General features: G+C 59.2%; 19 protein-coding genes. 12 read left to right on the forward strand and 7 right to left on the reverse strand.

The features are described from left to right. The first annotated feature begins 75 nt into the window (after nucleotides 1-75). The 3 genes from trxB to rpmG all read left to right on the forward strand — a co-directional run bounded on the left by trxB (nucleotide 76) and on the right by rpmG (nucleotide 1627). A complete protein-coding gene (gene trxB, locus RCH06_RS10920; protein WP_327081493.1) occupies nucleotides 76-1020 on the forward strand; it encodes a thioredoxin-disulfide reductase in 945 nt (314 codons plus the stop codon). A gap of 194 nt (nucleotides 1021-1214) precedes the next feature. After that, nucleotides 1215-1448 (forward strand): 50S ribosomal protein L28, encoded by a 234-nt coding sequence (gene rpmB / locus RCH06_RS10925; protein ID WP_011802583.1) that lies wholly within the window; start codon nucleotides 1215-1217, stop codon nucleotides 1446-1448. A gap of 11 nt (nucleotides 1449-1459) precedes the next feature. Then, nucleotides 1460-1627 carry a 50S ribosomal protein L33 gene (gene rpmG / locus RCH06_RS10930; RefSeq protein ID WP_036855071.1) on the forward strand — a complete coding sequence of 56 codons (168 nt, stop codon included), beginning with the start codon at nucleotides 1460-1462 and terminating at the stop codon, nucleotides 1625-1627. A gap of 364 nt (nucleotides 1628-1991) precedes the next feature. On the opposite strand, the gene RCH06_RS10935 is transcribed toward rpmG, so the two are convergent. Both RCH06_RS10935 and RCH06_RS10940 read right to left on the reverse strand, forming a co-directional pair. Further along, complete coding sequence (locus tag RCH06_RS10935; RefSeq protein WP_327081494.1) at nucleotides 1992-3194, reverse strand: DesA family fatty acid desaturase; 1203 nt, start codon at nucleotides 3192-3194, stop codon at nucleotides 1992-1994. Nucleotides 3195-3384: 190 nt separating this feature from the next. Further along, nucleotides 3385-4641, reverse strand: coding sequence for an RsmB/NOP family class I SAM-dependent RNA methyltransferase (locus RCH06_RS10940; RefSeq protein ID WP_327081495.1), 1257 nt, complete (start codon nucleotides 4639-4641; stop codon nucleotides 3385-3387). A gap of 41 nt (nucleotides 4642-4682) precedes the next feature. Here RCH06_RS10940 and RCH06_RS10945 point away from each other — a divergent pair, with 41 nt between their 5' ends. From RCH06_RS10945 to RCH06_RS10955, 3 genes are all read left to right on the forward strand, one after another. Continuing rightward, nucleotides 4683-4934, forward strand: coding sequence for a DUF1653 domain-containing protein (locus RCH06_RS10945; RefSeq protein ID WP_327081496.1), 252 nt, complete (start codon nucleotides 4683-4685; stop codon nucleotides 4932-4934). 7 nt (nucleotides 4935-4941) lie between these two features. Next, entirely contained in the window at nucleotides 4942-5616 is a 675-nt protein-coding gene (locus RCH06_RS10950) for a 2'-5' RNA ligase family protein (protein ID WP_327081497.1), read from the forward strand. A 65-nt stretch (nucleotides 5617-5681) separates the two neighbouring features. After that, nucleotides 5682-7298 (forward strand): peptide chain release factor 3, encoded by a 1617-nt coding sequence (locus RCH06_RS10955; RefSeq protein ID WP_327081498.1) that lies wholly within the window; start codon nucleotides 5682-5684, stop codon nucleotides 7296-7298. A 115-nt stretch (nucleotides 7299-7413) separates the two neighbouring features. On the opposite strand, the gene RCH06_RS10960 is transcribed toward RCH06_RS10955, so the two are convergent. The 3 genes from RCH06_RS10960 to purN form a co-directional block, all read right to left on the reverse strand. Further along, nucleotides 7414-8778 (reverse strand): esterase-like activity of phytase family protein, encoded by a 1365-nt coding sequence (locus RCH06_RS10960; protein ID WP_327081571.1) that lies wholly within the window; start codon nucleotides 8776-8778, stop codon nucleotides 7414-7416. Nucleotides 8779-8997: 219 nt separating this feature from the next. Continuing rightward, nucleotides 8998-9552, reverse strand: coding sequence for a fasciclin domain-containing protein (locus RCH06_RS10965; protein WP_327081499.1), 555 nt, complete (start codon nucleotides 9550-9552; stop codon nucleotides 8998-9000). A 193-nt stretch (nucleotides 9553-9745) separates the two neighbouring features. After that, nucleotides 9746-10330 carry a phosphoribosylglycinamide formyltransferase gene (gene purN, locus RCH06_RS10970; protein WP_327081500.1) on the reverse strand — a complete coding sequence of 195 codons (585 nt, stop codon included), beginning with the start codon at nucleotides 10328-10330 and terminating at the stop codon, nucleotides 9746-9748. A gap of 18 nt (nucleotides 10331-10348) precedes the next feature. Between purN and RCH06_RS10975 the strand changes: the two genes are divergently transcribed. From RCH06_RS10975 to RCH06_RS10985, 3 genes are read left to right on the forward strand one after another with little or no spacing between them, the layout of a single operon-like run. Continuing rightward, nucleotides 10349-11011, forward strand: a complete 663-nt coding sequence (locus RCH06_RS10975) for a YceH family protein (RefSeq protein ID WP_327081501.1) — start codon at nucleotides 10349-10351, stop codon at nucleotides 11009-11011. A gap of 52 nt (nucleotides 11012-11063) precedes the next feature. Continuing rightward, nucleotides 11064-12245 carry an acyl-CoA dehydrogenase family protein gene (locus tag RCH06_RS10980; RefSeq protein WP_327081502.1) on the forward strand — a complete coding sequence of 394 codons (1182 nt, stop codon included), beginning with the start codon at nucleotides 11064-11066 and terminating at the stop codon, nucleotides 12243-12245. Nucleotides 12246-12272: 27 nt separating this feature from the next. Then, complete coding sequence (locus tag RCH06_RS10985; protein WP_327081503.1) at nucleotides 12273-13388, forward strand: acyl-CoA dehydrogenase family protein; 1116 nt, start codon at nucleotides 12273-12275, stop codon at nucleotides 13386-13388. Nucleotides 13389-13439: 51 nt separating this feature from the next. On the opposite strand, the gene RCH06_RS10990 is transcribed toward RCH06_RS10985, so the two are convergent. Together RCH06_RS10990 and RCH06_RS10995 are read right to left on the reverse strand one after the other, a co-directional pair. Then, nucleotides 13440-14384, reverse strand: a complete 945-nt coding sequence (locus RCH06_RS10990; protein WP_327081504.1) for a bestrophin family protein — start codon at nucleotides 14382-14384, stop codon at nucleotides 13440-13442. Nucleotides 14385-14464: 80 nt separating this feature from the next. Then, the gene (locus RCH06_RS10995) at nucleotides 14465-15022 is read right to left on the reverse strand and encodes an HNH endonuclease (RefSeq protein WP_327081505.1); all 558 of its coding nucleotides are present in this window, start codon (nucleotides 15020-15022) and stop codon (nucleotides 14465-14467) included. Between the two features lie 146 nt (nucleotides 15023-15168). Here RCH06_RS10995 and RCH06_RS11000 point away from each other — a divergent pair, with 146 nt between their 5' ends. The 3 genes from RCH06_RS11000 to lspA all read left to right on the forward strand — a co-directional run bounded on the left by RCH06_RS11000 (nucleotide 15169) and on the right by lspA (nucleotide 19710). After that, complete coding sequence (locus RCH06_RS11000) at nucleotides 15169-16194, forward strand: bifunctional riboflavin kinase/FAD synthetase (protein ID WP_327081506.1); 1026 nt, start codon at nucleotides 15169-15171, stop codon at nucleotides 16192-16194. 124 nt (nucleotides 16195-16318) lie between these two features. Then, nucleotides 16319-19168 (forward strand): isoleucine--tRNA ligase, encoded by a 2850-nt coding sequence (gene ileS, locus RCH06_RS11005; RefSeq protein WP_327081507.1) that lies wholly within the window; start codon nucleotides 16319-16321, stop codon nucleotides 19166-19168. A 23-nt stretch (nucleotides 19169-19191) separates the two neighbouring features. Next, nucleotides 19192-19710, forward strand: coding sequence for a signal peptidase II (lspA, locus tag RCH06_RS11010; protein WP_327081508.1), 519 nt, complete (start codon nucleotides 19192-19194; stop codon nucleotides 19708-19710). The last annotated feature ends 106 nt before the right edge of the window (nucleotides 19711-19816 follow it).

Consider the following 19816-nt stretch of genomic DNA (forward strand, 5'->3'; position numbering starts at 1 on the left):
TTCCCCTTACTGGACAGATATAAACGCGCTTTGACTCTACCTGAGTTCCAACACTTTTCCATCGGGCTTTTAACCATGAAACACTCCAGAGTTCTCATTCTCGGCTCAGGCCCGGCCGGCTATACCGCCGCCGTGTATGCAGCACGCGCCAATCTCAACCCGGTCTTGATTACCGGCATCGCCCAAGGCGGCCAGCTCATGACCACGACCGATGTGGACAACTGGCCAGCCGACGCCAATGGCGTGCAGGGGCCGGACTTGATGCAGCGTTTTCTGGCCCATGCCGAACGTTTCAACACCGAGATTATTTTTGACCATATCAACCAGGTTGACCTGAGCCAGCGGCCTTTTACGCTGACGGGCGACAGCGGCACTTACACCTGCGATGCCCTGATCATCGCCACTGGCGCTTCGGCCAAATACCTGGGGCTTGAGTCTGAAACCGCTTTCATGGGACGCGGAGTATCGGGCTGCGCGACCTGCGACGGTTTCTTTTACCGGGGACAGGAAGTCTGCGTCGTGGGCGGCGGCAATACGGCGGTGGAAGAAGCCCTGTACCTGTCCAACATTGCCAGCAAGGTCACGCTGGTGCATCGCCGCGACACCTTCAAGGCTGAAGCCATACTGATCGACAAGCTGCATGAAAAGGTCGCTAGCGGCAAGATCGAGCTGAAATTGCACCACACGCTGGACGAAGTGCTGGGCGATGCTTCGGGCGTCACCGGCGTTCGCCTGAAAAGCACGCAAAGCGATGCCACGCAAGACATCGCTGTGCAAGGCTGCTTTATTGCCATTGGCCATCAGCCTAACACCGATATTTTTATGGGTCAGCTGGAGATGAAAGATGGCTACATCATCACCAAAACCGGACTGCAAGGGCTGGCCACCATGACCAGTGTGCCGGGCGTGTTTGCCGCTGGCGATGTGCAGGATCACATCTACCGCCAGGCAATTACCAGCGCAGGCACCGGCTGCATGGCGGCACTGGATGCCCAGCGCTTTCTGGATCAAAACGCTTGATCCCAGCCCTTGCGAATTCAGTCGTACCGCAGTTGCGGCACTGACATTCCGAACGCCGCCGAAAGTCCAATTTTTGAAGAATTTTATTTTCGGGCTATAATTTATGGCTTAGCTGAGCATTCGTAGGGTCTGTCCAGCACGGATCCAATCAGTTTTCAGCATCCTATTTCCAATTTTTTACGGAGAGTGCGCTCATGGCACGCGTCTGTCAGGTAACGGGCAAAGGCCCGATGGTGGGAAACAATGTTTCTCACGCAAACAACAAAACCAAGCGTCGGTTCATGCCCAATCTGCAGTACCGCCGTATCTGGGTCGAGAGCGAAAACCGCTGGGTGCGCTTGCGCATCACCGCAGCCGGTCTGCGCTTGATTGATAAAAACGGCATCGATGCAGTCCTGGTGGACCTTCGTGCTCGCGGTGAAGTCTAAGGAGAACCATCATGGCTAAAGGCGGACGCGAAAAAATCAAGCTGGAATCAACAGCTGGCACCGGTCACTTCTACACGACCGACAAAAACAAGAAAACCACCCCTGAAAAAATGCTGATCATGAAATTTGATCCTAAAGCACGCAAGCATGTGGAATACAAGGAAATCAAACTGAAGTAATTCAGCTTGATTCCTGCAAAGCCTTTTTGGTTTGCAAAAAACCCGTTGATTTTCAACGGGTTTTTTTATGCCCGATTGCATCTCTTCAATAAAAGATCAGCAGCCACAATGCCAGTAATCACAGAGTGATGAGCTCCAAGAACCACTTTCCTTGCCAACACGAACCGCAAAACATATGAAGGTTCATATGCTGCACCCGGCTATAGCAGAAAGCGGTTGGGTCGCGCCTCAAAACCCGACTTCTCCAGCAATGACTCGGTAATGACTTTTAAAGTCACACATCCGCCCTGTCCATAAAAAAAGCTGCCGCAACGACTTAACGTTGCGGCAGCTTTGAAAAGTATCTGCTGGGTTTATTGCACTGTCAAATTGTGCGCGCAGCCCGCAATCGTATCGAGAATTCACGAAGAGCCGTAATACCACTTTCTTCAGCCCGGTGGCACCAGGCCTGCAAATCACTGGTCAGTTGTTCGCGTGAAGCTGAAGTGCTGAGCCACATCTGGCGAAGCTCTTCGCGCATGGTGACCATCTTGTCGAGGACGGGATACTCGGCACGCGCCTGCGCAAGCTGCGGCCTGGCTGACGCCGGCACCTTGTCTTCATCGCGGTGCAACCAGCGGTTGGCTGCTCGCAACAGCGACACATCGGCTTTTTTAGCCTTGAGCAGCGCAATCTCGGCCTTGCCGGCACGACGCAGTTCCCGCGAAAAACCAGCCATGACCTCGTAGCGGTGGGCAATCAAGGCTTCAAGTGTTTTCTCGTCAGCCACTGGCTTGATAGCGCCCAGCCGGAGCTTGGGCGGCACTTTTTTCACTGAGGCCAGGCCGACGATTTCCAAGGCACGGATATAACCCCAGCCGATATCGAATTCATACGGCTTGACCGAAAATTTGGCCGATGTGGGGTAGGTATGGTGGTTATTGTGCAGTTCTTCACCGCCAATGATGATGCCCCAAGGTGACACATTGGTGCTGGCGTCCGACGCTTCAAAGTTGCGGTAGCCCCAGTAGTGGCCGATACCATTGATGATGCCTGCTGCGGTAATGGGAATCCAGGCCATCTGAACGGCCCAGACCGCCAGGCCCGCCACTCCGAACAACGCCAGGTTGATGATCAGCATCAAGCCCACGCCCTGCCAGCTGAAACGGGTGTACAGATTGCGCTCAATCCAGTCATCTGGCGTACCCCGGCCATACTTGGCGATGGTTTCCTTATTTTTTGTCTCTGCGCGATAGAGTTCGGCACCGGTATACAGCACGGTCTTGATGCCGTGGGCATGGGGACTGTGCGGGTCTTCCATGGTTTCGCACTTGGCGTGGTGCTTGCGGTGAACGCCCACCCATTCCTTGGTGACCTGACCGGTCGCCAGCCAGAGCCAGAAACGAAAGAAATGCGCAGGAATCGGGTGCAGATCGAGCGAACGATGCGCCTGGTGGCGGTGCAGGTAAAGCGTCACGCTGACGATGGTGATGTGCGTCGTCACCAATGCATACAGCACGATTTCCCACCAGCTTGCCGCCAGCAGACCATGAGCCAACCAGTCAAGGGCGGCATCGAACAAAAACATAAAAGTCCTTTTAAGTAATATGCACCCGCCACGCATTCCAGACTTGTCTCCAGGGCGGCGCCAGACAAGTCTTGATTGTAAATTGCCTACCCCGAATTAGAAAGACCCTTCTCCGCAATACTGTGGTTTAAGCCCTTCAAACGCGCTTTAAAAGAGTCAAGTTCGGGCATCTACCGGCTTCGGAATCAAATCAACCAACTTTTTGCCAGACCGCTGCAAAGAATCCGTCGGTCTGGTGCAGGTAAGGCCAAAGCCGCAAATACGGCCCCCGACAAAGCTTGTCAGCATGCTCTACCCCCATATGGGTCAACAAGGGCTCCGCTTCAAGTACCTGGAAATCTGGATTTGCAGCGCTGAATGCTTCGGCAATCGCTTCGTTTTCTTCGCGCAGGATGCTGCAGGTGGCATACACCAGCCGTCCGCCCGGTTTCACCAAGCGCGCAGCGCTTTGCAAAATGGCGGTTTGTTTGGCCGTCAGCTCTTCAATCGCCTTGGGCTTGTGCCGCCATTTCAAGTCCGGGTTGCGCCGCAGCGTGCCCAGACCCGAGCACGGCGCATCGACCAAGACCCGGTCAATCTTGCCGGACAGCCGCTTGATGCGGTCGTCGCGCTCATGGGCGATGGCCACCGGATGCACGTTCGACAAACCGCTGCGTGCCAGTCGCGGCTTGAGCGCCGCCAGCCGATGCGCCGAGATGTCAAAGGCATAAAGCCGGCCCGTCGTGCGCATTGAGGCGCCCAGCGCCAGCGTTTTTCCGCCTGCACCAGCGCAGAAATCCACCACCATTTCGCCGCGCTTGGCGTCAACCAGCAGCGCCAGCAATTGCGAACCCTCGTCCTGCACTTCAATCGCGCCGCGCTTGAAGGCATCCACATTCGCGAGCTGCGGCTTGTCGCTCAAGCGCAAGCCCCACGGAGAATACGGAGTCGCTACGGTTTTAATAGCTGCTCGCGCAAGCTCCTTCTGCACATCAGCCCGTTTGTCCTTCAAAGTGTTGACGCGCAAGTCGAGTCCGGCCGGGGCATTGAGACTTTCGACCAGTGGCCAGAAGTCGTCGCCCAATTGCGCTTTCAGCGGCTCGACCAGCCACTGCGGCAGGTTGTGGCGGTGCAGCTCCATCAGGTCTTCCGGCTTGACCTGGTCGCAGCGCGACAGCCAGTCGTGCTCCTGATCGGTCAGTGCGCCTTCCAGATAATCGCGCGGGGCGGCAAAACCCAGGATCGCCAGACGGCGCTCGGGCACGCCGACGCCGTGCTGGGCCAGATAAGCATAGAGATTTTTTTTGCGCAGCACCCCATAAATGGTTTCTGCTACGGTGGCGCGCTCACGCGGGCCAAGCCGCATTTCGCGGAAATAGCGCGACACCACCATGTCGGCGGGATGGTCAAATTTAAGAACCTGCTTGAGAAGCTCGGTACAACAGTCGAGTAAGGCGTTAGGATGCATCGCCCTATTGTCCCAGCTTCTTTATTCCCTGTTGATTGCCCATGCCAGATTCTTTGCCGTCCTTGACCGAAATCCCGCCCGGACTTTACCGCCACTACAAAGGCCAACCCTACGAAGTCATCGGTACGGTGCGTCACAGCGAAACGCTGGAGCCGCTGACGCTGTACCGCGCGCTGTATGGCGAACGCGGCCTGTGGGTGCGACCGGCCGCCATGTTTAACGAAGAAGTGGTGATTGACGGCGTCCGCCAGCCACGTTTTGCCCGCCAAAACGACGAAAGCGGCGGCAGTTAAACAGACAATGGAAACTGCTTTTTCAGCCCCCAACGGCTTGACACTGAGGAACGAGCCGCGCGATTTTCCCGAATGGCACCTGGGCCGACCGCATTACGCGCTGTGGGCGCTGGAGGTGGACGTTCCGGCCCTGCGGCAACGGGTGGCGGCGGCGGCAAGGCATTTGTCTGGCCTTTTACTGCCCGATTACTGCCGCCAGCCGCATGTGACGCTGAGCCTTTGCGGCTTTCCCGGCGCGTGTCCCGAACACGCTGACGATTTTGGTGTGGCGGCGCTGGCAGCGCAATTGGCGGCGTTGCGCCATGCGCAGCCCCGCCCTTTTGATATTGAGGTCGGCGCGCTGGCCAGCTTTACGTCGGCTCCCTATCTTGCGGTGCAAAACGCTGGCGGACAGATCGCGGCGCTGCGCCAATGCCTGGCAGGCGGCAGCTTGAACGATTTCTATGATGCTTATACGCCGCATGTCACGGTCGGCCTTTACGCCGATGCCTGGCCGATGCCGGAAGTGCAAGTCCGGCTGGCCAGTTTTGCAGACAGAGAAGCGCTGCGCCTGCGTATCCCGGGCATCAGCCTGTTGTCTTACGCTTCTGCGCGCATCGGCGGCGAACTGGCCTGCATGGCGCGCTATGATTTTCAGAGCGAAACCCTGCACTGGACCGCCAGCCAGCCTTATCCCTTCTGAACAGGCCCGCGCAGCCGGCTTGTCCGAAGCGCCCGGACGCGCCATGTCACCGATAATCCTTGGTTATGTCCGAAACCACCGAAATTGCCAAACAAGTCAAGCGCCGCCGCACGTTTGCCATCATTTCCCACCCCGACGCGGGTAAAACCACGCTGACTGAAAAGCTGCTGCTGTTCTCGGGCGCCATCCAGATCGCCGGCAGCGTCAAGGCTAGAAAAGCCGCACGCCACGCCACGTCCGACTGGATGGAAATCGAAAAGCAGCGCGGCATTTCCGTCGCTTCGTCGGTCATGCAGATGGAATACCGGGATTGCGTGATCAATCTGCTGGACACGCCTGGCCACCAGGATTTTTCCGAAGACACCTACCGCGTGCTGACCGCCGTCGATGCGGCGCTGATGGTGATCGACGCCGCCAACGGCGTCGAGCCGCAAACGCGCCGCCTGTTGCAAGTCTGCCGCGCGCGCGGCACGCCCATCCTGACCTTTGTCAACAAGATGGACCGGGAAGTGCAAGACCCGATGAACATCATGGACGAGATTGAGCGCGAACTCGGCATGGCGGTGGTGCCCTTCACCTGGCCGGTCGGCATGGGCAAGCTGTTCCACGGCGTTTATGACCGGCGCGAACAACGCATGCGCGTGTTCGACGCGGGTGCCGACAAGGCCGGTGGCGACGATGAAATTCTGGCCGGTCTGGACAATGCTGAGGCCACCAAACGCTTCGGCGCCGAATTTACCCAGGCGCAGGACGAGCTGGAACTGCTCGAAGGCGCCTCGCCCGCATTTAACCGCGAAGAATTTCTTCGCGGCAAACAGACGCCAATGTTCTTCGGCTCGGCCATCAATAATTTTGGCGTGCAAGAGGTGCTCGATGCACTGGTCGACTTGGCACCTGCCCCAGCCGACCGCCCGGCCATGCAGCGCATCGTGCATCCGGAAGAAAAGAAATTTTCCGGCGTGGTGTTCAAGATCCAGGCCAACATGGACCCAGCGCACCGCGACCGGATTGCCTTCCTGCGCGTGGCCAGCGGTGAGTTCACGCGCGGCATGAAGCTCAAGGTGGTGCGCAGCGGCAAGGAAATGCGGCCCAACACCGTGGTCAGCTTTATGAGCCAGCGCCGCGAATTGCTGGACACGGCGTTTGCCGGCGACATCATCGGCATTCCCAACCACGGCATCTTGCAGCTCGGCGACACGCTGACCGAGGGCGAAGCGCTGCAGTTCACCGGCCTGCCCTTCTTTGCGCCGGAAATGTTCCGCGCCGTCGAAGTGGCCGATCCGCTGCGCAGCAAGCAGCTGCGCGCCGGCCTGACGCAGCTGGGCGAAGAAGGCGCGATTCAGGTGTTCCGGCCCATCGCGGGCTCGCTCTTGCTGCTGGGCGCTGTCGGCCAGTTGCAGTTTGAAGTAGTGGCGCACCGGCTGGAGCATGAATACGGCGTCAAGGCGCGCATCATGCCGAGCAATTTCAACCTGGCGCGCTGGGTGACGTGTGACGATGCGAACGAGCTGAAAAAATTCATGGACGCCAACGCGCACCGCGTCGCACTCGATGCGGTCGATGCGCCGACGCTGCTGGTCGATCACAGCGCCACACTGCGCGCCGTCGAGCAGCAATGGCCCAAAATCAAGTTCCACGCGCTGCGCGAGCACGCCGGGCTGGTGTTTCAGTCAAAAATGTAGTGTTTTAAGGCGCTGGCGCAATCAGCACGGGCTCAAGCAGCTATTATTTTTATAGTGCAATAGCTTGGCAACCAGCGGATGCTGGCAACTGCCACGCATCCGCCCTCTTCGCGCCTTACCTGGCCTTCAGGAAATCGCCGACTTCGAGCAACACCAGTTCGTTGTCGTCGGCTTTGTTGGGCTCGCGGCTGCTGGAAAACGGCAGGTTGTTGTCGTTGCCGACCACAATGTGCGTGCTGTCCACCACATCGACGTTCTCAATCGTGAAGAAGGGAAAGGTCAGCACGCCATTGTTGAGCGGCTTGCGCGCCAGCCTGGCAGGATCGGCAATGGCCATCAGGTCGATGTAGCCGATTTTGCGCACCGGGCCGCCGACGTTGGCCTCGCTCATCTCGACCTTGTAGACACGCTTGAAATTGGCAATATCGTGAAAGCAGTCGGTGCGCTTCTGGCCTTCTGGGCAGGCCTTGTCAGCCGTGCCTTCGCCATTGTCACGCTCAATGATCAGGCCGGTAGTGCCATCAATCATGTTGAAGTCGCCAATCGCGTGGCTGTTGCTTTCCAGCGCGTATTTCCAGTGGCGTCCAGTCCACGACTGGCTTTTGACATCGAATTCAAGCACGCGCAAATAGTGCTTGCCGTCGAGGTTTTCATAGCTTTTGCTGGGCGCATCCCAGAGCGCGCCCTCAAGCAAGGCGTAAAGCTTGCTACCGTCCTTTGACGCGGCCATGCCTTCAAACCCCTTGGAACGGCGCACCTGAAAATCCACCGCGCCGCCGGGCGCGCTTGGCGTGGTCACCGCCGGATGATCGGGTGAACGCACCACCTTGCCATCGACCAGCGTGTCAAACACGGCCAGCACCTTGCCCTTCATGTCGGTCTTGATCAGGAAAGGGCCGAATTCGTCGCCAATCCACAAGGCGCCACCGGCCAGCTGGAAGCTTTCGGTGTCAAAGTCACTGCCAGTCAAGTAGCGTTTTTTGCTGCCTTCGTGAACGATGCGAAAAGGCACTTTCTTGTCGGGATCGTACAAAAAGATCGTTTCCAGCCGCTTCATACCGCCGCCCTTGAAGTCAACCGCATAGCGGCTCAGGTAAAGCATGGCATCGGGCGAATTGGCCTTGGAGCCAAAACCGTTGTCCGTCAACAGCCAAAAGCTGCCGTCAGGCATGGTCTTGATGCCCGAGTGCCCCTGCAGCGGCTGGCCTTTGAAGGGCAAAGACATGCCGGTGGGACGCCCGGCCGACAGGCCTTCGACCGTGCCGACGGCCTCCACACGCTGGCCCGTGGTGAATTTTCCGCTGACTTGCAGGTCTGGCGGCGCATCCTGAGGCGCGGCGATGAAGGATGCCGCTGGCATCACCACATGGCCGGCCAGGGTAGCCGGAAATCCGGTCGCCGCGCTTACAGCGGTTTGCGCATACAGCGGTGATGACGCCAGCGCAACCGCCGTCATGGCAAAGAACAAAGGGCGCGTCAGTGCGGGCAGAAAAAGACCAGTTGAAAACATGCTTGCATTTCCATGAAATAAAGAGGCTGATCTTGGACACACGCTGTGACGGCTTGATTACATCAAGCAGTCGCCTCCCCAACAGCATCTTCGGCACAAGAATGCAAAAAGCCCGCAGGGGGCGCGAACCGCCTGCGGGCTTTTCTTTGGCACAACCAGCACAAGGCCGGCGCGTCATTTGTTCACTGCTTACTTGGGCAACAGAACCTTGTCAACCACGTGAATCACGCCATTCGACTGGATCACGTCGGCAATCGTCACCGTGGCGGTGCCGCCTTTTTCGTCCATGATCATGACTTTGCCGCCCTTGGCGGTGGCGGTCAGGTTGCCGCCCTCGACCGTTTTCAAGGTGGCCTTGCCCTTGCCAGCGGCAATGGCCTTGGTCAGCGCAGCAGCGTCCATCTTGCCGGGCACGACGTGGTAAGTCAGGATGCTGGACAGCTTTGCCTTGTTTTCAGGTTTGAGCAGCGTGTCGACCGTGCCGGCGGGCAGCGCGTCAAACGCGGCGTTGGTCGGTGCAAACACGGTGAACGGGCCTGGGCCTTTCAGCGTATCAACCAGGCCGGCAGCCTTGACAGCAGCGACCAGCGTGGTGTGGTCTTTGGAGTTGACGGCGTTGTCGATGATGTCCTTGGTCGGCAGCATCGAAGCGCCGCCCACCATCACCTGGGCAAATGAAGGCATGGCCGAAAAGGACAGCGCCATGGCCAGACCGATGGACGCGAATTTGTGTTTGGTTTGCATGTGAAATCCTTGAAATCAAGTTGAGGTGGGTAAGAGTTCCTCGCCTGCCGCTGTCAAGATGGATTTGCGACCGACTGCAATGAATACGGCGCCTGAGGCCTGCCGGATTCAAACAACTTACCCCTTGAAACAACTTCACCCTGCCAGCTTTGTTTCTTCAGGCCAGCCTGGCCTGCGTCAGCGCCGCCTGGCGTCAGGCGCTGGGCGCAAAAAAAGTGCGCACCGCCTGCGGATAAATGATGTGCTCTTGCGTCAGGATGCGGGCGGCCAGTGTGTCGGCGGTATCACCCGGCAGTACCGGCACCGCCGCCTGCGCCAGGATGTGGCCGTGGTCCAGTTCGGCTGTCACTTGGTGCACCGTGGTGCCAGCCAGCTTGCAGCCCATGTCGATGGCGCGCTGATGCGTGTGCAGGCCGGCAAAGGCGGGCAGTAGCGACGGGTGAATGTTGAGCAGCCGGCCCGCGTAGTGCTGCACAAAACCCGGTGTCAGGATGCGCATGAACCCCGCCAGCACCACCAGATCCGGCGCATGCACTTCAATGCGCGTCAGCAGCGCGGCGTCAAAGGCCTCGCGCGAGGCGAAATCACGGTGCGACACCACATCGGTGGCAATACCCAATGTTTTGGCCAGCGCCAGTCCCTTAGCTTCAAGCTGGTTGCTGATGACAGCAGCAACGCGCACGCCCAATTTGTCTTGCCAGTGTTCTTTTTGTGCGCTGCGGGCAATGGCGGCCATGTTGGAGCCGCTGCCTGAAATCAAGATAACGATATTTTTCATTTGCTTATGATTATCGTCATGAGAATTCTTACCCCGACCGAAGCCCGCGTGCTGGCGACCCTGATGGAAAAAGCCCGCACCGTCCCCGACAGCTACCCGTTGTCGCTCAATACTTTGGTGCTCGGCTGTAACCAGAAAACCAGCCGCGACCCGGTGATGGACATCACCGACGCCCAGGCGCAGGCCGCGATTGACACGCTCAAAAGCCAGAGCCTGGTGTTTGAAGCCAGTTCCAGCCGCGTGCCACGTTTTGAACATAATTTTCAGCGCGGTTTTGGCGTGACCGAACCGCAGGCGGTGCTGCTGGGCCTGTTGATGCTGCGCGGCCCGCAAACGCCGGGCGAGTTGCGCCTGAACAGTGAGCGCTGGTACAAGTTTGCCGACATCGCCAGCGTCGAAGACGCGCTGACGCAACTCAAGGCGCGCGGTGACGACAGCGGCGCGCTGATGGTGTTGCAATTAGCCCGCGCACCCGGCATGCGCGAGCAGCGCTGGGCGCACTTGCTGTGCGGCGAGTCGCTTTTGATGCCTTACACCCAGGCCGGCGCGGGCGACGAAGCCGTCAACCGCGAAACCGAGCCGGTCTCGTTGGGCCAGGCCGAGCGAATGCAGCAGCGTATTGAATTGCTTGAAAGCCAGGTGGCGCACCTGTATAAAGAACTCGGGCTGTCACAGGCCTGACAGGACGGCACGCGCGTCCGTGCTAAAAATAAAAAAACTGGAGACCCCCATCATGGATTTAGCGTTTACCCCCGAAGAACAGTCCTTTCGCGAAGAAATTCGCGACTGGGTCAATGCCAACTTGCCGGCAGACATTTCCCACAAAGTCCACAATGCCCTGCGTCTGTCCAAAGACGATATGCAGCGCTGGGCCAAAATCTTGGGCAAAAAAGGCTGGCTCGGCCACGGCTGGCCGAAGGAATTTGGCGGCCCCGGCTGGAACGCGGTGCAAAAACACCTGTTCGAGGAAGAATGCGCGCTGGCCGGCGCGCCGCGCGTCGTGCCCTTTGGCCCGGTGATGGTGGCACCTGTCATCATGGCTTTTGGCAATGCCGAGCAGCAGCAGCGCTTTTTGCCCGGCATCGCCAGCGGCGAAGTCTGGTGGAGCCAAGGCTACAGCGAGCCGGGCGCGGGGTCCGATTTGGCGTCGGTTAAATGCAAGGCCGAACGCCAGGGCGACAAATTCATCGTCAACGGCCAAAAGACCTGGACCACGCTGGGCCAGTACGGGGAATGGATTTTCTGCTTGGTGCGCACCAGCAACGAAGGCAAGCCGCAAACCGGCATTTCCTTTTTGCTGATCGACATGAAATCGCCCGGCGTCACCGTGCGCCCGATCAAGCTGCTCGACGGCGAATGTGAAGTCAACGAGGTCTGGTTCGACAACGTCGAAGTGCCAGCGAACAACCTGATTGGCGAAGAAAACAAGGGCTGGACTTACGCCAAGCACCTGCTCAGCCACGAGCGTACAAACATCGCCGACGTGAACCGCTCCAAGCGCGAACTCGAACGCCTCAAGCGCATCGCCAAAACCGAAGGCGTGTGGGACGACCTGCGCTTTCGCGACGAGATCGCCAAGCTCGAAGTCGATGTCGTGGCACTGGAAATGCTGGTGCTTCGCGTGCTGTCGGCCGAGAAATCGGGCAAAAATTCGCTCGACATTGCCGGCCTGCTCAAGATCAAGGGCAGCGAAATCCAGCAGCGCTATGCCGAACTCATGATGCTGGCTGCCGGTCCGTTCAGCCTGCCATTTATCGAAGAAGCGATGGAAGCCGGCTGGCAGGGCGACTTCCCCGGCGGGGTGGTGGCCAATGCGCCGCTGGCTTCAACCTACTTCAACCTGCGCAAGACGACCATCTACGGCGGCTCCAACGAAGTGCAGCGCAACATCGTCGCGCAGTTCGTGCTCGCCTGAGTGAACAAGATTTAAAGGACAAACATCATGGATTTTGATTTCACCGACGACCAGGAATCGCTGCGCGACGCCGTGCGCAAATGGGTTGACAAGGGCTACGACTTTGAGCGGCGCGGCAGCATTGTGAAAGCCGGCGGTTTTTCACGCGAAGCCTACGGCGAGCTGGCGGCGCTGGGCTTGAGCGGCCTTTACATTCCCGAGGACGACGGCGGACTGGGCATGGGGCCGGTCGAGGGTATGGTCGTGATGGAGGAACTCGGGCGCGGCATGGTGCTGGAGCCTTTCGCCCAGACCCTGATCGCCGGCGCAATGCTTTCTGGCTACGCACCCGAAGCCGTCAAGTCCGACTGGCTGCCAAAAATAGCTTCGGGCGAAAGCCTGGTGGTTTTGGCCTATCAGGAGCGCGCGGCACGCTACCAATTCGACAAATGTGAAGCAAAAGCGACTCAGGCGCAGGGTGCATGGGCGCTGACAGCTATTAAAAACATAGTGCCTTCAGGCGATCAGGCAGATGCGTTCATCGTGCCCGCGATGGCCGACGGTCAGATGGCGCTGTTTCTGGTCGAACGCACGGCGGCCGGCGTCAACACGCGCGGCTATGTCACGCAAGACGGCGCACGCGCCGCCGACCTCACACTGGACAACGCGCCGGCCAGCCTCATCACGCTTGAGGGCTTGGGCGCGCTGGCGCATGCCATCGACATCGGCATTGCTGCCGTCTGCGCCGAAGCCGTTGGCGTGATGGACAAAACGCTGGCCGTCACGGTCGAGTACATGAACACCCGCAAGCAGTTTGGCGTGGTCATCAGCAGCTTTCAGGCACTGCGCCACCGCGTCGCCGACATGAAAATGCAGCTCGAACTTGCCCGTTCAATGAGCTACTACGCGTCGCTCAAGCTCAACGCGCCGGCTGAAGAACGCCGCCGCGCGCTGGCCAGGGCCAAGTACCAGCTCGGCGTGTCCATGCGTTTTGTCGGCCAGCAAGCGGTGCAGCTGCATGGCGGCATCGGCATGACCGACGAATACATCGTCAGCCATTACTTCAAGAAACTGACGCAGCTGGAGATGACCTTTGGCGACACGCTGCACCAGCTGGGTGAAGTTTCGCGTCAGATGCAGGACACGGCGGGCGTTTTCGCCTGAGGTCGTCGCTGGATTTTGTGGCGATAGGCTCACAGAGCCTGTCGCTCAAAGTCAGGTCAGGCAATAGTTGACCGGCTCCAGCTTGGCCGGCAACTCCGTTTCATCCAGCGACTCAAGCAGGTTGATTTCGATCGCCCGGCACAGAGTATCGAGCGGCAAATCGTTGGCTTCCATGCCAAACGGCTCCTCGATTTCGTCACCCAGCGCATCCAGGCCAAAGAAGGTGTAGGCAACGATGGCCACCACAAACGGCGTCATGAAGCCGATCGTGTCGACCAGCCCGAAGGGCAGCAAAAAGCAGTACAGGTAGGCCGTGCGGTGCAGCAGCAATGTGTAGGAAAAAGGAATTGGCGTGCTTTTGATGCGCTCGCAAGAGGCGGCGGCTGCGTTCAGGGCCGACAAGGTGTTGTCAAGCGTCACGCTCAAGCACGGATCAATCCAGCCCCGGCGCTGGCACCGCCCCAGTTCCTTGCCCATTTCCAGCACCAGCCGGTCATGCTTGTTGGACGCGGCCTGCAGCTGGGGCCACTCGGTATCGGGCACCCAGCGCCGGATTTCGCTGTAGTCCGTCTTGTCACGCAACTGCAGACGCAGGGCATGCACAAAGGCAATGGTTCGGTACACCAGTCGCTGACGCGCCGCCAGAACTTCAGACAGTTCGTCAGGCATTTTTGAAACCGGCTGGATAAAGCTTTGGCACTGACGCGACAGGGAGCGGCAGCGCAGCACCAGCTCACCCCACAGCTTGCGCGCCTCCCAATAGCGGTCATAGGCGGCCGAGTTGCGAAAACCCAAGAAAATCGCCAGCGGCAAGGCCATCAGCGTGAAAGGGATGGTCGTCAGCGTGATCTTGAGGGCAAAAAAATTGCCATGCAGCACGGTCACCAAAATGGCGCTCAGCGTGTTGACCAGCAAGGTGAGTCGAATCCGCTTCAGGATCGAGCCGCGCACCACCAAAAAGAGCCGGATGCCGGAAGGCCGATCACGAACGATCATAAGAAAAATGAGTCAGTAGAAACCCTTATTTGACCATAGCCCCGCAACGCGAGACGCCGCGATTCAGAACCCGCAGCGCGTCAACTCAGCAGGCGCGACGACTTGGGAACGTGGGCCATTAAAAACTCCATCTGATCGGCCAGGATGCGGCGATTGCGCAAGATAAAGTCTTCCCACAGATTGGGCACATAAGGCGCGTAAAGCAGCGGCATGTGCGCCTGCTCGGGCGTGCGGTTGCTTTTGCGGTGGTTGCAGGCGCGGCAGGCGGTGACCACGTTCATCCAGCTGTCTGGGCCGCGCTGCGCCAATGGAATGATGTGCTCGCGCGTCAGGTCGGCTTCGCCAAGAAGCTGGGTGCAGTAGGCGCACACATTGCGGTCGCGGGCGAACAGTTTGGCGTTGGTCAGCCCCGGCACCATATTGAACGGGTTGATGCCGGGAACGCCCTTGGTGCCAATGATGCTGTTGACATGGATGATGGACTGCGTGCTGGTGAGTGAGTTGTGGCCGCCGTGAAAAGTGGCGACGCGCGTGCCCATTTCCCAGCGCACTTCGTCGGCCGCGTAATGCAACACGGCCAGCTCTAGGCTGATCCAGGCCTGGGGCAAGCCTTGGGCAGAGAGTTTCAAGACCTTCAAAACGAACCTCCATGACTATGGAAACACGACGTCTGGCAGTTAATGGGTCAATATACAAGGAATTGCTGATATCGGCTAAAACTGATGATTTCGCCCCGCATCACCGCGTTGCCAACCGCGCGCCCATAAAAACGATAATTGCCACCATGAAAATTTTTCGCAGCTACCAACATCCCCAGCTGGCCACGCACTGTGCCCTGACGATTGGCAATTTCGACGGCGTCCACCGGGGCCATCAGGCGATGCTGGCGTTGCTTAAAAATGAAGCACGCCACCGAGGCGTGCCCAGTTGCGCCGTCACGTTCGAGCCGCATCCGCGTGACTATTTCGCGGCATTCGCCCGCAAACCCGAGCTGGCGCCCGCACGCATTGCCACGCTGCGCGACAAGCTGGGCGAGCTTAGCCATTGCGGCATTGACCAGTGCGTGATCCTGCCTTTCAACGCGGAGCTGGCCGCTTTGTCGGCGACTGCGTTCATTGAAGACGTTCTGGTGAAGGGCCTGGGCGCACGCTATGTGCTGGTCGGCGACGATTTCCGCTTTGGTTTCAAGCGGTCGGGCGACTACGCCATGCTGAACCTGGCCGGTGAGCGTTTGGGCTTTGATGTAGCGCGCATGAACAGCTACGAAGTCAGCAATACCCGTGTGTCCAGCTCTGCTGTGCGCGACGCGCTGGCCCAAGGCGACATGGCGCGGGTGGCCAGCCTGCTGGGCCGGCCCTACAGCATTTCGGGCCATGTGGTGCATGGACGCAAGCTCGGGCGCGACCTGGGGTTTCGCACACTTAACCTGCGTTTTTCGCACTGGAAACCGGCCGCCAGCGGGATTTTCGCGGTGCGGGTCCACGGCCTTGCCGAGCAACCTCTGACCGGCGTGGCCAATCTGGGCATCCGCCCGTCGATTGATCCGAACGACGTTAACGGCGGCCGCGTGCTGCTCGAAACGCATTGCCTGGACTGGCCCGCCAGCCTGGGCGCTGAAGGTGCGTACGGTAAAATCATCCGCGTGGAACTGCTACACAAACTGCACGACGAATTGAAATATGACAGCCTGGACAGCCTGAAAACAGGCATTGCCAAAGACTGCATTGACGCCCGTGCATTTTTTGCGCAGCCGGCTGCAACGTCCCTGCACATTGAAACCACCCGCCAGACCACACGCGACCGAATTTAGACGATCTCGTCGCCTCTGCCGTATCGCCTGCCCCCTGCCCTGCCGGCGAATGGCTTTCTTCTCGCCCCGTCCAGCGGCTCCGCCTTCCCAGACCGCCTCTCAAAAGCGTCACCAAAGTAACCCAATGTCCGACACAAAAACCGATTACCGCAGCACCCTGAACCTGCCCGACACCCCTTTCCCGATGCGTGGCGACCTGCCCAAACGCGAAGCTGGCTGGACCCAGGAATGGGAAGACAAAGGCATTTACAAAAAGCTGCGTGCCGCGCGCTGCGGTGCAGAAAAGTTTGTGTTGCACGACGGCCCGCCGTATGCCAACGGCCAGATCCACATCGGCCACGCGGTCAACAAGATCCTGAAGGACATGATCGTCAAGGCGCGCCAGCTCAAGGGACTTGACGCGGTATATGTGCCGGGCTGGGACTGCCACGGCCTGCCGATTGAAAACGCGATTGAAAAGCTGCATGGCCGCAGCCTGCCGCGCGATGAAGTGCAGGCCAAGAGCCGTGCCTTTGCCACCGAGCAGATCGCCGGCCAGATGGCCGACTTCAAGCGCCTGGGCGTGCTGGGCGAATGGGACAACCCCTACCGCACGATGGATTTCGCCAACGAGGCGAATGAAATCCGCGCGCTCAAACGCATCATTGAGCGCGGCTTCGTTTACCGGGGCCTGAAACCCGTGTACTGGTGTTTCGACTGCGGCTCGTCGCTGGCCGAGTTCGAGATTGAATACGCCGACAAGAAATCGCAGACGCTGGATGTCGGCTTCAAATGTGCCGAGCCCGAAAAGCTGGCGGCTGCCTTTGGGCTTGAAAGCCTGGCCAAAGACGCCTTCGCCGTCATCTGGACCACCACCGCCTGGACTATTCCGGCGAATCAGGCGCTGAACCTGAATCCCGAGCTGGACTATTCACTGGTCGATACCGAGCGCGGCCTTTTGCTGCTGGCGTCTGTGCTGGTCGAAAAATGCCTTGAACGCTTTGCGCTCACCGGCACCGTGCTGGCCACCACGCAGGGCAAAAACTTGGCGCTGCTGAATTTCATGCACCCGTTTTACGACGTGGCCGATGAGGCGGGAAACTTTGGCTACCGCCGCCTGAGCCCGGTGTTTCTGGCCGACTACGCCACCGCTGACGACGGCACCGGCATCGTGCATTCATCGCCTGCTTACGGCGTGGAAGACTTTAACTCCTGCGTTGCCAACGGTATTGCCTACGACGACATCCTGAACCCGGTGCAGGGCAATGGCCGCTATGTCGATGAACTGCCGTTCTTTGGCGGCCTGAACATCTGGAAAGCCGCGCCGCTGGTGATCGACAAGCTGCGCGAGCAGGGCCGGCTGTTCGCCACACACGACATTGTTCACAGCTACCCGCACTGCTGGCGCCACAAGACGCCGGTGATCTACCGCGCCGCCGCGCAGTGGTTCATCCGCATGGACGCAGAAACGCCGGGCACGCAAGGCGTTTTCGCCAGCAACAAGGCTGAAAAGACGCTGCGTCAGCTGGCCCTGGCGGCCATCGACGAAACCCGCTTTTATCCGGAAAACGGCAAGCTGCGCCTGCAAAGCATGATTGCCGGCCGGCCCGACTGGTGCATCAGCCGCCAGCGCAACTGGGGCGTGCCGCTGCCGTTTTTCCTGCACACCGCCACTGGCGAGCTGCATCCGCGCACTATGGAAATCATGGATCAGGCGGCCGACATGGTCGATGCCGGCGGCGTGGAAGCCTGGAGCAAGGTCAGCACCGCCGACATTCTGGGCGCGGTGGATGCCGAGCAGTACACCAAGGTCAACGACATTCTGGACGTGTGGTTTGACTCGGGCACAACGCACGACCATGTGCTGCGCCACAGCCATAACGTGCAGTCGGCCTGGCCGGCAGACTTGTACCTTGAAGGCCACGACCAGCACCGGGGCTGGTTCCATTCGTCGCTGCTGACCGCCTGCGCCATGTACGACAGCGCGCCCTACAAAGGCCTGCTGACGCACGGCTTCACGGTCGATGGCAAGGGCCGCAAGATGAGCAAGAGCGAAGGCAATGTGGTCGCACCGCAGGCCGTCAGTGGCAAGCTGGGTGCCGAAATCATCCGCCTGTGGTGCGCCTCGACCGATTACTCGGGCGACTTGGCGATTGACGACAAGATTCTGGCCCGTGTGGTGGATGCCTATCGCCGCATCCGCAACACGCTGCGCTTTTTGATGGCCAACGTCAGTGACTTTGACCCGAAGACCGACAGCGTGCCGTTTGACGAAATGCTGGAAATCGACCGCTACGCCCTGAGCCGTGCGTCGCAGTTGCAAGCCGACATCCTGGCGCATTACGAGGTCTATGAATTTCACCCGGTGGTATCGAAACTGCAAATCTATTGCAGCGAAGACCTGGGATCGTTCTACCTCGACATCCTGAAAGACCGGCTCTACACCACTGCGCCGAAGTCACTGGCCCGGCGCAGCGCGCAAACCGCGCTGCACCAGATCACGCACGCCATGCTGCGCTGGATGGCGCCGTTTTTGAGCTTCACGGCGGAAGAGGCTTGGAAGATTTTCGGCACTTCGGAGTCGATCTTCATCGAAACCTATGCCCAATTCCCGGCACCCGACACCGCACTGCTGGCCAAATGGACACGCATTCGCGAAGTGCGCGATGCCGTCAACAAGGACATCGAAGCCCTGCGCGCCGATGGCAAGGTCGGCTCGTCGCTGCAAACCAATGTGGCGCTGCAGGTCAACACCGACGACCATGCGTTGCTGGCCAGCCTGGGCGATGACCTGAAGTTCGTGTTCATTACGTCCGCTATTGAATTAATAGCTGGTGATGCACTGCAGGCAAGCGTCAGCGCCAGTATTGACGCTAAATGCGAGCGCTGCTGGCATTACCGGAGCGACGTGGGCATTGACCCGGCGCACCCGACGATCTGCGGCCGCTGCACGAGCAATCTGTTTGGCGCGGGTGAAAAGCGGGCGTTCGCATAATGGCCACCAAAGCAAGCACCCACATGAGCGCCAAGACAAGCTTCAAAAAAACCGCACCCACCGGCAGCACCCGCGCCATGCTGCCCTGGCTCGTGCTGGCAGTGATTTTGCTGATGGCCGACCAGTTCACCAAGGTGCTGATCCTGGGTTACTACCAGCTGGGCGATGCGACCTACATCAACAGCTTTTTCAATGTGGTGCGGGTTCACAACACGGGCGCGGCGTTTTCCTTTCTGGCTTCCGAATCGGGCTGGCAGCGCTGGTTTTTTACCGGCATTGGCATCGCTGCGGCGGTTTTTATCACCTGGATGCTGAAGTCGCATCCGGGGCAAAAGCTGTTTTCGTTTGCCATGGCCTGCATTCTGGGCGGTGCGCTGGGCAACGTCATTGACCGGACGATGCACGGCTACGTCGTGGACTTTCTGGATTTTCATTACGGCAACTGGCACTTTCCGGCCTTTAACGTGGCCGACGCTGCCATCACCGTGGGTGCAATCTGCCTGATTCTGGACGAGCTCCAGCGCGTGCGGCGCAGCAAGTAAACGCCAAAGGCAAACCGCTTTTCACTGCCACCAGGCTGCTTTTTTCCAGCCTCAGGTTCAGGCCACCACCCGTCGGCAACACCCTTTCGCCGCGCGTATAGTGGCC

The sequence above is a fragment of the Polaromonas sp. CG_9.5 genome (assembly GCF_035984465.1).
GTDB lineage: Bacteria > Pseudomonadota > Gammaproteobacteria > Burkholderiales > Burkholderiaceae_C > Polaromonas.